The 12511-nt window shown below is 62.3% G+C and carries 13 protein-coding genes; all 13 read left to right on the forward strand.

What is annotated here, in order from left to right; translation table 11 throughout:
* Positions 1-33 precede the first annotated feature (33 nt).
* Positions 34-966 (forward strand): ACP S-malonyltransferase, encoded by a 933-nt coding sequence (gene fabD, locus BLV45_RS03900; RefSeq protein ID WP_090531059.1) that lies wholly within the window; start codon positions 34-36, stop codon positions 964-966.
* Between the two features lie 95 nt (positions 967-1061).
* Positions 1062-1811 carry a 3-oxoacyl-ACP reductase FabG gene (gene fabG / locus BLV45_RS03905; RefSeq protein ID WP_090529201.1) on the forward strand — a complete coding sequence of 250 codons (750 nt, stop codon included), beginning with the start codon at positions 1062-1064 and terminating at the stop codon, positions 1809-1811.
* Positions 1812-1961: 150 nt separating this feature from the next.
* Positions 1962-2201: an acyl carrier protein gene (gene acpP, locus BLV45_RS03910; RefSeq protein WP_014897657.1), complete on the forward strand. Its 240-nt coding sequence runs from the start codon at positions 1962-1964 to the stop codon at positions 2199-2201.
* A gap of 104 nt (positions 2202-2305) precedes the next feature.
* Complete coding sequence (fabF, locus tag BLV45_RS03915) at positions 2306-3544, forward strand: beta-ketoacyl-ACP synthase II (RefSeq protein ID WP_090531062.1); 1239 nt, start codon at positions 2306-2308, stop codon at positions 3542-3544.
* A gap of 4 nt (positions 3545-3548) precedes the next feature.
* On the forward strand, positions 3549-4037 hold the full coding sequence (locus tag BLV45_RS03920) for a hypothetical protein (protein ID WP_245753110.1): 489 nt from the start codon (positions 3549-3551) through the stop codon (positions 4035-4037).
* A gap of 95 nt (positions 4038-4132) precedes the next feature.
* The gene (rpoE, locus tag BLV45_RS03925; RefSeq protein ID WP_090529204.1) at positions 4133-4732 is read left to right on the forward strand and encodes an RNA polymerase sigma factor RpoE; all 600 of its coding nucleotides are present in this window, start codon (positions 4133-4135) and stop codon (positions 4730-4732) included.
* Between the two features lie 77 nt (positions 4733-4809).
* On the forward strand, positions 4810-5433 hold the full coding sequence (locus BLV45_RS03930; protein WP_090531066.1) for a sigma-E factor negative regulatory protein: 624 nt from the start codon (positions 4810-4812) through the stop codon (positions 5431-5433).
* A 3-nt stretch (positions 5434-5436) separates the two neighbouring features.
* A complete protein-coding gene (locus BLV45_RS03935) occupies positions 5437-6480 on the forward strand; it encodes a MucB/RseB C-terminal domain-containing protein (RefSeq protein ID WP_090531069.1) in 1044 nt (347 codons plus the stop codon).
* Between the two features lie 19 nt (positions 6481-6499).
* Positions 6500-8017 carry a DegQ family serine endoprotease gene (locus BLV45_RS03940; RefSeq protein WP_090529207.1) on the forward strand — a complete coding sequence of 506 codons (1518 nt, stop codon included), beginning with the start codon at positions 6500-6502 and terminating at the stop codon, positions 8015-8017.
* Positions 8014-8286 carry a glutaredoxin family protein gene (locus BLV45_RS03945; RefSeq protein WP_090529210.1) on the forward strand — a complete coding sequence of 91 codons (273 nt, stop codon included), beginning with the start codon at positions 8014-8016 and terminating at the stop codon, positions 8284-8286. The genes BLV45_RS03940 and BLV45_RS03945 overlap by 4 nt, the downstream gene beginning before the upstream one ends.
* A gap of 173 nt (positions 8287-8459) precedes the next feature.
* Positions 8460-10253: a translation elongation factor 4 gene (gene lepA / locus BLV45_RS03950; RefSeq protein ID WP_090529213.1), complete on the forward strand. Its 1794-nt coding sequence runs from the start codon at positions 8460-8462 to the stop codon at positions 10251-10253.
* 18 nt (positions 10254-10271) lie between these two features.
* Complete coding sequence (gene lepB / locus BLV45_RS03955; RefSeq protein WP_090529216.1) at positions 10272-11165, forward strand: signal peptidase I; 894 nt, start codon at positions 10272-10274, stop codon at positions 11163-11165.
* Between the two features lie 153 nt (positions 11166-11318).
* A complete protein-coding gene (rnc, locus tag BLV45_RS03960) occupies positions 11319-12464 on the forward strand; it encodes a ribonuclease III (RefSeq protein ID WP_090529219.1) in 1146 nt (381 codons plus the stop codon).
* The last annotated feature ends 47 nt before the right edge of the window (positions 12465-12511 follow it).

Here is a 12511-nt window from a genome sequence, read left to right on the forward strand (position 1 = left end):
GCGGCTCCACTTTTCACCGAATTTGAGGGCGATATGAAATTTGCGTTCGTTTTTCCTGGTCAGGGCTCGCAGTCGGTCGGCATGCTCAATGCATTCGCCGATCACGCCATCGTGCGCGAGACGGTTCAGGAAGCCTCCGACGCGCTCGGTCAGGATCTCGGCAAGCTGATCGCCGAAGGCCCGGCCGACGATCTGAACCTCACCACCAATACCCAACCCGTCATGCTGACCGCTGCCTATGCGATCTATCGCGCGTGGCAGGCGGCGGGCGGCCCGGCGCCGGCGATCGTCGCGGGACACAGCCTCGGCGAATACACGGCGCTGGTCGCGGCCGGCGCGCTCGCGTTCCGCGATGCGGTCCCGCTCGTGCGCTTTCGCGCGCAGGCCATGCAGACGGCAGTGCCGGTCGGCCAGGGCGGCATGGCCGCGATTCTCGGTCTCGATGACGATACGGTGCGCGCGGTTTGCGCCGAAGTGTCGTCGGTGGGTGTCGTCGAGGCGGTGAATTTCAACGCGCCGTCGCAGGTCGTCATCGCGGGTCACAAGGCAGCCGTCGAAAAGGCGTGCGAAGTCGCCAAGGCGAAGGGCGCGAAGCGCGCGCTGCCGTTGCCGGTTTCCGCGCCATTCCACTCGTCGCTGCTGAAGCCGGCGTCGGACCAGTTGCGTGCGTATCTGGCGAGCGTGGACGTGCAGGTGCCGGCGATTCCGGTCATCAACAACGTCGACGTTGCCGTGGTTTCCGAACCGGCTGGCATCAAGGACGCGCTCGTGCGCCAGGCCGCTGGCGCGGTGCGCTGGGTGGAATGCGTGCAGGCGATGGCGGGCCAGGGCGTCACGCACGTCATCGAATGCGGTCCGGGCAAGGTGCTGGCAGGCCTGACAAAGCGCATCGACGGCAATCTCGTCGGTGCATCGATCGTCGATCCGGCATCGCTCGACGAAGCGCTCAAGCTCGCGACGGCGTAATTCACCTTTGCCGCGGGTAGCCGGCGCAAGTCAGCCGCCCCGGCAGCAGAATCAACGATTTCAGCCCGCACTTCGCGGGCAATCCGGACATCAAGATGGAAAAGACTCTCGACAGGCAGATCGCCATTGTGACGGGCGCCTCGCGCGGCATCGGCCGGGCGATTGCGCTTGAACTGGCGCGCCAGGGTGCGACCGTGATCGGCACGGCCACGAGCGAAGCGGGTGCGACTGCGATCACCGAAGTATTCCGGGCCGAAGGTGTGAACGGTCGCGGCGCGGTGCTGGACGTGAACGACGCATCGGCCGTGGAAGCGTTGATCGACGGCACGGTGAAGGAATTCGGCGCGCTCAACGTGCTCGTGAACAATGCCGGCATCACGCAGGACCAGCTGGCCATGCGCATGAAAGACGACGAATGGGATTCGGTGGTCGACACCAACCTCAAGTCGGTTTTCCGTCTGTCGCGCGCCGTGCTGCGTCCGATGATGAAGGCGCGCGGCGGCCGGATCATCAACATTACGTCGGTGGTCGGCTCGGCGGGCAATCCGGGACAGGTGAACTACGCGGCGGCCAAGGCCGGCGTCGCGGGCATGACGCGGGCGCTCGCGCGCGAAATCGGCAGCCGCAACATCACGGTCAATTGCGTGGCGCCAGGTTTCATCGATACTGACATGACGAAGTCTTTGCCCGAAGAGCAGCAGGTCGCGCTTAAAACGCAGATTCCGCTTGGCCGTCTGGGCAGCCCGGAAGATATTGCGCACGCAGTCGTGTTTCTGGCTTCACCGCATGCTGGCTATATCACGGGCACGACGCTGCACGTGAATGGCGGCATGTACATGTCGTAAAAGTTTTCGTTTTTCATCAACGGCTTATACCTTTCGGGTAAACGTGCCGTGGGTGGTGAGTCAGCAACCGTGCGCGCCGCTTTTTTAGCGTGTCAAACCTGATAAAATGCGCGCACCTGCATTTTTGAACTTCTTTCCCTTGGAGGGGTAATGGACAATATCGAACAGCGCGTCAAGAAGATCGTCGCAGAACAACTGGGCGTTGCCGAAGCAGAAATCAAGACCGAAGCATCGTTCGTGAACGACCTCGGCGCTGACTCGCTCGACACTGTCGAACTCGTGATGGCCCTCGAAGACGAATTCGGCATGGAAATTCCGGATGAAGAAGCCGAGAAGATCACGACCGTCCAGCAAGCGATCGACTACGCCCGCGCAAACGTCAAGGCCTAAAGTCATCCGGACGATTTGCCAGGTTAACAGCCACAGGGTTCACAGGGCATGTTCCTGTGGCCGCTGTGGCTTTTGCTTTTGTCATCTATGAAAACGAGGTTACCGTGAGCCGTCGTCGAGTTGTTGTTACAGGCCTGGGGCTGATTTCGCCTGTTGGCAATAATGTTGCCGACGGCTGGGCCAATCTGGTCGCCGGCAAATCCGGCATTGCCGACATCACGAAGTTCGATGCGTCGAACTTCTCGACCCGCTTCGCCGGCGAGGTCAAGGGCTTCAATATCGAGGACTACATCCCCGGTAAGGAAGCGCGCCACATGGATACGTTCATCCATTACGGCATCGCCGCCGGCATGCAGGCGATGCACGACAGCGGCCTCGAAATCACCGGGGAAAATGCGGAACGCGTCGGCGTGATCGTGGGTTCGGGTATCGGCGGCCTGCCGATGATCGAAATCACGCAGACCGAACTGCTGAATCGCGGTCCGCGCCGGATCTCGCCGTTCTTCGTGCCGGCGTCGATCATCAACATGATCTCCGGCCATCTGTCGATCAAGTTCGGCCTCAAGGGCCCGAACCTCGCGATCGTCACGGCCTGTACGACCGGTCTGCACTGCATCGGTGAAGCCTCGCGCCTGATCGAATACGGCGACTGCGACGTGATGATCGCAGGCGGCGCGGAAGCGACGGTGTCGCCGCTCGGTATCGGCGGCTTTGCGGCGGCGCGTGCGCTGTCGCAACGCAACGACGATCCGGCGACGGCCAGCCGTCCGTGGGACAAGGACCGCGACGGTTTCGTGCTGGGCGAGGGCGCGGGCGTGATGGTGCTCGAAGAGTACGAGCATGCAAAGGCGCGTGGCGCGAAGATCTACGCGGAAGTGTCCGGTTACGGCATGAGCGGTGACGCGTACCACATGACCGCACCGCTCGAAGATGGCGATGGCGCACGCCGCTGCATGCTGGCTGCGATGAAGAACGCGGGTATCAACGCGGATCAGGTGAGCTACCTGAACGCGCACGGTACCTCGACGCCGCTCGGCGATCTGGCTGAGACGACCGGTATCAAGCGCGCATTTGGCGATCACGCGAAGAACATCGTCGTGAATTCGACCAAGTCGATGACCGGGCATCTGCTCGGCGGCGCGGGCGGACTCGAATCGGTGTTCACCGTGCTGGCCGTGCATCATCAGATCTCGCCGCCGACCATCAACATCTTCAACCAGGACCCGGCCTGCGATCTCGATTACTGCGCGAACACCGCGCGGGAAATGAAGATCGACGTCGCGCTGAAGAACTCTTTCGGGTTCGGCGGCACGAACGGCACGCTGGTCTTCAAGCGCGCCTGACGGCTTGACGGTTCACGTCGAGACAGCTGATCCGGCGTATCTTGCCGGATCAGTGCCGCCCGACGGATCGCTCCGGCGTATCACGCTGCGGCGCTCCTGGGCGGTGCGTTGGGCGATCGCGATTTTCGTCGCGATCGCGACCTCGGCCACTTTTAGCTGCCTCGCGCTGCGTCCCGGCGCCGGGCCGGCGCTACCTCCAGCTTTCGCCGTTTTCATTCTGCTCACGGCCAGCGCATGCGGTTGGGAGCGCGCCCAGCCGCGATGGTTGAGAATCGGGGCAAACGGTCTGTGGCTGTGGAACGCGCGCGATGCAGCACCCGTTCAGGCCCGGATAACCGGCTGTTCGCAATGGAGCAACCGGCTCCTCGTTCTTGCGATCGAGGGGGAGCGCGGGCACCTCAAACCGTTGTTTATTGCGGCCGACGCAGTTCCGGCCAGCGTCTTCCTCGAACTGTCGGTCCTTGGCCGGCGCGGCTCTCCAGCTTCACTGTAAAGACTGTAACCACTGTTACCAGCGTAACGTGACGCGATGATGGGGACGCTACAATGGTGCCCCGCCATGCACCCTATAGTTAACGGATTTATCAGGTGAGCGAAAAAGAAATTGATCAGGTGCTGGTCGAACGCGTCCAGAAGGGCGACAAGGCCGCGTTCGAGCTTCTGGTCACCAAATACCACCGCAAGATCATCCGGCTGATCTCGCGCCTCGTGCGGGACCCCGCCGAGGTCGAGGACGTGGCCCAGGACGCCTTTATCAAGGCGTATCGGGCACTTCCCCAGTTTCGCGGCGAATCCGCGTTTTATACGTGGTTGTACCGTATTGCGGTGAATACGGCAAAGAACTACCTTGCGACCCAGAGCCGGCGAGCGCCAACTTCGACCGAAGCGGATGCTGAAGAAGCTGAAACTTTCTCGGATGCCGACCAACTAAGGGATATCAACACGCCTGAGTCGATGTTGATGAGCAAGCAGATCGCTGAGACGGTCAATGCTGCAATGGCGGTTTTACCGGAAGAGTTGCGCACCGCCATTACTCTTCGTGAAATTGAAGGTTTGAGTTACGAAGAAATCGCTGAGATGATGGGGTGCCCTATCGGTACCGTCAGATCGCGGATTTTTCGCGCTCGCGAAGCCATTGCGGCAAAATTGCGTCCGTTGCTTGACACACCCGAGGGCAAGCGCTGGTAATGGCCAGCCGGACGGGCAGGGACGCAGTATCTGGGTTAGGTGGTGTCACTATGAGTGTCAGCAAGATGGGGAGCATCATGGGGTCGGTCTCGATGCAATCGCAAGCAAGCTCGCGAGGCGAGCGTCTGTCCGCTTTTGTCGACGGAGAGCTGTCCGGCGAAGAGCATCTGAACAAATTTATCGCGGATCTGAATCGTGAAGACCGCGCGGTGTGGGCGGATTACCACCTGATCGGCGACGCATTGCGTTCCGACGATCTGGCCGCGAGTCCGGCTGCCAGTCGGGCGTTCATGGCGGGCTTTGCGGCACGCTTCGAATCGGAGGCGCACGTGCTCGCGCCGGCGGGGATGCCAGTCGCGCAACGTTTGCTGGCGCTGCGCCGGCGGGTTTTGCCAGCGTTTGCAGTGGCCGCCGCCGCGGCAACACTCACGTGGATCGTCGTTCCGCAACTGCAAGGTGCCGGAACCACGTCCGGTGGCGCGCAGATGGCTTCGGTATCGCCCGATTCCATGCAGCGTGTGGCGATGGCCTCGGTGCCGGTCGCGAGCGTGCGGCCGGCCGTGCAGGAGGTGAACATCATCCGCGACGCCAATCTCGACCAGTATCTGGAAGCCCATCAGCAGTTCGCCCAGCAGCCGGTCGTTCCGGGCTCGATGCCGCTGATTCGTGCTGCCGCTGCCGTGACCTCGCAGGACCAATAGTTGATGCAGACTCCGTGGTTCAATAAAACGACAAACTGGGGGCGGCTGCCGGCATTTCTGTTCTGTGCAGCCGTACTGCTTTCCACGACATCCCGCGTTTTCGCGCAATCCCGGGATCCGGCGACCGACCAGCGCACGGCGGCCGACTGGCTCAACCGGATCCATCAGGCTGCGCAGCAGCAGAATTACGAGGGTGCGTTCGTCTATCAGCGCGGTTCATTCGTGCAGTCGTCGCGCATTTCACATTACGCGACGCGTAACGACGGCGAATACGAGCAGCTGGAAAGCCTCGACGGCAAGCCGCGCAAGATGCTGCGCCATAACGACGACCTCTATACGTTCGTGCCCGAACGTCATCTGTGTGTCGTCGAGAAACGCCAGAACAAGGATTCGTTCCCCGCGCTGCTGTCCGCGCCGGGCGATCAGGTGCTGTCGGTCTACGAACCAAAGCTGCTTGGCACCGATCGCGTGGCGGGAATCGACAGCCAGGTGATCGAGCTCGATCCGAAGGACGCGTACCGCTACGCCTACAAACTGTGGGCCGACACGAAAACGGGGCTGCTGCTGCGTGCGCAGACGCTTGATCCGGCCGGTCAGGTACTCGAACAGCTGTCGTTTTCGCAGATCCGTATCGGCGTGCCGGTCGACAAGACGGCCATCGTCAACGGCATTCGCAACACGGCTGGGTGGACGGTGGTGCATCCGCCGATCGAACCGGTCAACATGGAAGCGCAAGGCTGGCAGATGCCGCCGACCGTTCCGGGTTTCCGCAAGATTCGTGAGTTGCGCCGCCCGATGGCCGCGCGCGACGCTGGCGACCCGACCATTCCGGTGGATCAGGCGGTGTTTTCGGACGGTCTCGCGGCCATTTCGATTTTCGTCGAACCTGTCGAGAAGAACACGCGCAAGGAGGGGACGGGCAGTAGCGGTGCCACGCATGTGCTCGTGAAGCGCCACGGCGATTTCTGGATTACCCTGCTCGGGGAAGTGCCCCAGGCCACGTTGCAGCAATTCGCGTCTGCCATAGAATACAAGGCTACAAAGTAATCCTCCGGCTCAAGACCTTATGACGAACTTCTCGGTGCGCAATTTCCTTGCAGCCGCGGTGGTGGCGGTGTGTCTGCCGCTCGCGCCGCACACGGCGCTGGCGGCGCCTGCCGCCAGCCTTCCCGACTTTACCGACCTCGTCGACAAGGTCGGGCCCGCCGTCGTGAACATCCGCACGACCGCGCGTGTACCAGGTTCGACGCGAGGCCTGCCACCGGGCATGGACGATGGCGACATGTCGGAGTTCTTCCGGCGCTTCTTCGGCATTCCGATGCCGCAATCGCCGGGTTCGCCGGGTTCGTCACCCCGCGGAGGCGGCGGTAGCGGTAGCCAGGGCCAGCAGGACACGCCCGACAATAGCGGTGGCGATACTGAACAGAACAGTGGGGTCGGCTCGGGCTTCATTCTGTCGGCTGACGGTTACGTGATGACAAACGCGCACGTCGTCGACGATGCGGACACGATCTACGTCACGCTGACCGACAAGCGCGAGTTCAAGGCGAAGCTCATCGGCGTCGACGATCGCACGGACGTCGCCGTTGTGAAGATCAATGCCGCGAACCTGCCGGCGGTCACGGTTGGCGATTCGAACAAGGTGCGCGTGGGCGAATGGGTCGTCGCGATCGGTTCGCCGTTCGGGCTCGAAAACACGGTCACCGCCGGCATCGTGAGCGCGAAGGGCCGTGATACGGGCGACTATTTGCCGTTTATCCAGACCGATGTCGCGGTGAATCCGGGCAACTCGGGTGGTCCGCTCATCAACATGCAGGGCGAGGTGATCGGCATCAACTCGCAGATTTACAGCCGTACGGGCGGCTTCATGGGCATTTCTTTCGCGATTCCAATCGACGAAGCGATGCGCGTGGCTGACCAGCTGAAGACGACCGGCAAGGTGACGCGCGGCCGCATCGCCGTCGCGATCGGCGAGGTGACGAAAGACGTGGCCGACTCGCTCGGCTTGCCGAGGGCGCAGGGCGCGCTGGTGAGCAGCGTCGAGCCGGGCGGCCCCGCGGACAAGGCGGGTGTGCAGCCGGGCGACATCATCCTGAAGTTCAATGGCCATCCGGTCGATACCGCGACGGACCTGCCACGGATGGTCGGTGACATGAAGCCGGGTACGAAGGCAACCATCACGATCTGGCGCAAGGGCCAGACGCGCGACCTGCCGGTCACGATCGCGGAGATGCAGCCGGACAAGGCCGCGAAAGCCGATACGAAGAAAACACAGCCGCCGAAGCAGCGCGCCACGAACGCGCTGGGTCTCGCGGTCAGTGATATTCCTGCCGATCAGCTGAAAACATTGAAACTGCGCGGAGGCGTGCAGATCGATGCGGTCGAAGGCCCGGCGGCCCGAGTCGGGTTGCAGAAGGGCGACATCATCCTGCGTGTCGGCGATACCGACGTCTCGAGCGCGAAGGAGTTCGAGGAGATCACGTCGCACCTCGATCCGCAAAAGATGACGGCGCTGCTCGTGCGCCGCGGTGACAACACGCAGTTCGTGCCGATCCGTCCGCGTTCGGCGCCCGCGCAGAAGTGACGATGGCGGCACCACTGACGCTCTACGGGCGCACGTGGTGCCATCTGTGCGACGACATGCACGCAGCGCTCGAGCCTTTGCTGGCCGAGTTCGGCGCGCATGTCGACGTGATCGACATCGATGCCGACCCGACGCTCGAAGCCTGTTACAGCGAGCGCGTTCCGGTTCTGGTCTGCGATGGCGTCGAACTGTGTCACTATCACTTCGACGAAGCGCGCGTTCGAGCCGCGCTCATGGCGCGTGTCATCCCTGACCGTTCCGCGCAGTGAAAGGGACCTGGAAGCCCCGCACGCGCATGCACATGCCCTGGCCAATTGGCTGGCCGTCCCGCAAAAAGCGCCGGGCGAAGGCCTTTTCGGCTAAAATAGTCCGGTTTTTCACCTACTTACAAGGCGTGCTCCGCAATCGTCCGAGCGCGCCTTTTTTGCTTGATCGGTACTGAATGGATCATATTCGTAACTTCTCGATCATTGCGCACATCGACCATGGCAAGTCGACGCTCGCCGATCGCATCATCCAGCTGTGTGGCGGTCTGTCCGACCGCGAAATGGAATCACAGGTGCTCGACTCGATGGATCTCGAGCGTGAGCGCGGCATCACCATCAAGGCGCAGACTGCTGCGCTCTCCTATCGCGCGCGCGATGGCAAGGTGTACAACCTCAACATGATCGACACGCCGGGGCACGTCGACTTCTCGTATGAAGTCAGCCGCTCGCTGTCGGCCTGTGAAGGCGCGCTGCTCGTCGTTGACGCCAGTCAGGGCGTCGAGGCGCAAACGGTCGCGAACTGTTACACGGCAATCGAACTCGGCGTCGAGGTCGTGCCGGTGCTGAACAAGATCGACCTGCCCGCGGCGAATCCGGAAGGCGCGATCGAGGAAATCGAAGACGTAATCGGCATTGACGCCACCGATGCCACGCATTGCAGCGCGAAGACCGGTCTGGGCGTCGAGGACGTGCTCGAAGCGCTGATCGCGAAAGTGCCGCCGCCGAAGGGCGACACGGAAGCGCCGCTGCAGGCGCTGATCATCGATTCTTGGTTCGACAACTACGTCGGCGTGGTGATGCTGGTGCGCATCGTGAACGGCACGTTGCGCCCGAAGGACCGCATTCGCATGATGGCGACCGGCGCGCAGTATCCGGTCGAGCACATCGGCGTGTTCACGCCGAAGTCGAAGAACCTCGAGTCGCTGTCGGCGGGGCAGGTGGGCTTCATCATCGCGGGCATCAAGGAATTGCCGGCCGCGAAGGTGGGCGACACCGTCACGCTCGTGAACCGTCCAGCGCCCGAACCGCTGCCGGGCTTCAAGGAAGTGAAGCCGCAGGTGTTTGCCGGCCTCTATCCGGTCGAGGCGAACCAGTACGACGCGTTGCGCGAATCGCTCGAAAAGCTGAAGCTGAACGACGCTTCGCTGCAGTACGAGCCGGAGGTGTCGCAGGCGCTGGGCTTTGGTTTCCGCTGCGGCTTTCTTGGCCTGCTGCACATGGAGATCGTCCAGGAACGGCTCGAGCGCGAGTTCGACATGGACCTCATCACCACGGCGCCAACGGTGGTGTACGAAGTCCTGCAGCGCGACGGCACGGTCATCATGGTCGAGAATCCGGCGAAAATGCCGGACCCGTCGAGGATCGAGGAAGTGCGCGAGCCGATCGTCACGGTGAACCTGTACATGCCGCAGGAATACGTCGGTTCGGTCATCACGCTCTGCACCACCAAGCGTGGCAACCAGATCAACATGCAGTATCACGGCCGCCAGGTTCAGCTGACGTACGAAATTCCGATGGGCGAGATCGTGCTCGACTTCTTCGACCGGTTGAAGTCGACGTCGCGCGGTTATGCTTCGATGGACTACGAGTTCAAGGAATATCGCGCGGCGGACGTGGTCAAGGTCGACATGCTGATCAACGGCGACAAGGTTGACGCGCTGTCCGTGATCGTTCACCGTTCGCAGAGCCAGTATCGTGGTCGTGAAGTCGCGTCCAAGATGCGCGAGCTGATCCCGCGCCAGATGTATGACGTGGCCATTCAGGCAACGATCGGTGCGAACATCATCGCGCGTGAGAACATCAAGGCGCTGCGCAAGAACGTGCTGGCGAAGTGCTACGGTGGCGACATCTCGCGCAAGAAGAAGCTGTTGGAAAAGCAGAAGGCAGGCAAGAAGCGGATGAAGCAGGTCGGGTCGGTGGAAATCCCGCAAGAGGCTTTCCTCGCCATCCTGCGTGTCGAAGACAAATAAGAGAAGAAACGGAACCCCATGAATTTTGCGCTGATTCTTTTTGTGCTCGTCATCGTAACGGGCATCGCCTGGGTCGCAGACAAACTGGTTTTCATCCCGCAACGGCGCCGCGCCGCCGAGGCTGCGGTCGCTGAGTTCGACCAGCAGCAGGCGCGCGTCGGCGAGCGTTTCGCGGATGAAAACGCGCCGCAGACGCGTGCGCGTCTGCGTGACGAAAAGCTGCGCCAGCCCTGGTGGCTCGAATATTCGGCGAGCTTTTTCCCGGTGATTCTCGTCGTGTTCGTCGTACGCTCGTTCGTCGTCGAGCCGTTCAAGATTCCGTCGGGTTCGATGGTGCCTACGCTGCTCGTCGGCGACTTCATCCTCGTCAACAAGTACGACTACGGTATCCGTCTGCCGATTATCAACACGAAGATCACGCAGGGCCGTCCGCTCGAACGGGGTGACGTCGTCGTGTTCCGCTATCCGAAAGACGAATCGGTCGACTACATCAAACGGGTGATCGGCCTGCCGGGCGACGTCGTCGCGTATCAGGACAAGAAGCTTACGATCAACGGCAAGCCGGTGCCGGAAACGGCGCTGCCGGATTACTTCGACGAAGAGCGCATTGGCTACGCGAAGCAGTTCGAGGAAGATCTCGGCGGACGCAAGAACGCGATCCTGAACAACCCGGCGGTTCCGCCGTTCATCGTCGGCGCGGAAGATTATCCGTACCGCGACAACTGCACGTATAACGCGCAGGGCGTGATCTGCACGGTGCCGCCAGGCAACTATTTCATGATGGGCGACAACCGCGACAACAGTGCGGACAGCCGCTACTGGGGTTTCGCGCCGGACAAGAACATCGTCGGTCGCGCGTTCTTCGTCTGGATGAACTTCAGCAGTCTCAAGCGCATCGGTTCCTTCAACTGATCGCGCGGCAACCGAGCCGCATCGCACGCCGCGCACAACGCGCGGCGTGTTGGCACGTTACTTTAAGAACGTGCGGTAACGTCGCTTCACCACGCTTTTTCGTCGGCCGTCCCGCGTTTTCGCCGGGGCAGGCGCCCGCGTTATACTCTGCACATGCCCCTATCTCCGTTGGAAAGCCGTTTGCGCTACGAATTTCGCAATGCGGAATTGTTGCGCCAGGCTTTAACTCACCGCAGTCACAGTGCTACGCATAATGAACGGCTCGAGTTTCTTGGCGACTCCGTTCTGAATTGCGCGGTGGCCGCGCTATTGTTCCAACGTTTCAGCAAGCTGGACGAAGGCGATCTGTCGCGTGTCCGTGCCAATCTGGTCAAGCAGCAGTCGCTGTATGAAATTGCTCAGGCCCTGAATATTTCCGAAGGGTTGCGTCTTGGCGAGGGCGAACTGCGTAGCGGGGGTTTCCGCCGTCCGTCGATCCTCGCGGATACGCTGGAAGCCGTGCTGGGCGCGATTTTCCTCGACGGCGGTTTCGACGCCGCGCAGACCGTCGTCAAGCGTCTGTACGTGCCGATTCTCGACCACATCGATCCGCGCACGCTCGGCAAAGACGCCAAGACGTTGCTTCAGGAATACCTGCAGGGTCACAAGATTGCCTTGCCGACCTATACGGTCGTCGCGACGCATGGTGCGGCGCACAATCAACAGTTCGAAGTCGAATGCACGGTGCCGAAGCTGGACGTGAAGGTGTCGGGCTCGGGCGCCAGCCGTCGCGCGGCTGAGCAGGCAGCGGCCAAGAAGGCGCTCGACGAGGTCATGGCCGCCGCGCCCGCGCTGGTCACGAAACCGAAGCGCTCGAAGGGCGCCCGGGGCGCGAAGCGCGCGGAGCCGGAGATCGTGCCGGGCGTCGCGGGCGTGCAGACCGCGCTGGACTTGCGCGCGCCGGACCATCGGAAGTCGTCGGGGCGTGGCGAAGCACGCGCGGCGCAGGCCGTCGCAGACGGCGCCCCCGCCGCGAACGAACCCGCGAGCGTGCCAGCATCGCTGCCGCTTGCCGTGATTCGCGCCGCTCACGTCGAATACAGCGAGCACGCGCAGTCGCAGTCGCAGGAAAAAGCCGATCGCAGCGAAAAAGCCGCCGAAAAAGCCGACAAAGCCGACGCCAGCCGCACCGTCACCGACAAGCTCACGCTTCGCAGCCGCGAACCGGCGTCGGGCGCTGCCGGCGCACCGGACGAGGCCGAACTCGAACCCGGTGTAGCAGGCGCGGTGCAAACGCGCGCCGCCGACGCCGGCCATTGATGCATCCAGCGCGCCGCACGGGTCGTACCCTGCCGCGCGTCCACCCG

This window comes from Paraburkholderia sartisoli (assembly GCF_900107685.1).
Taxonomy (GTDB): Bacteria; Pseudomonadota; Gammaproteobacteria; order Burkholderiales; family Burkholderiaceae; genus Paraburkholderia; species Paraburkholderia sartisoli.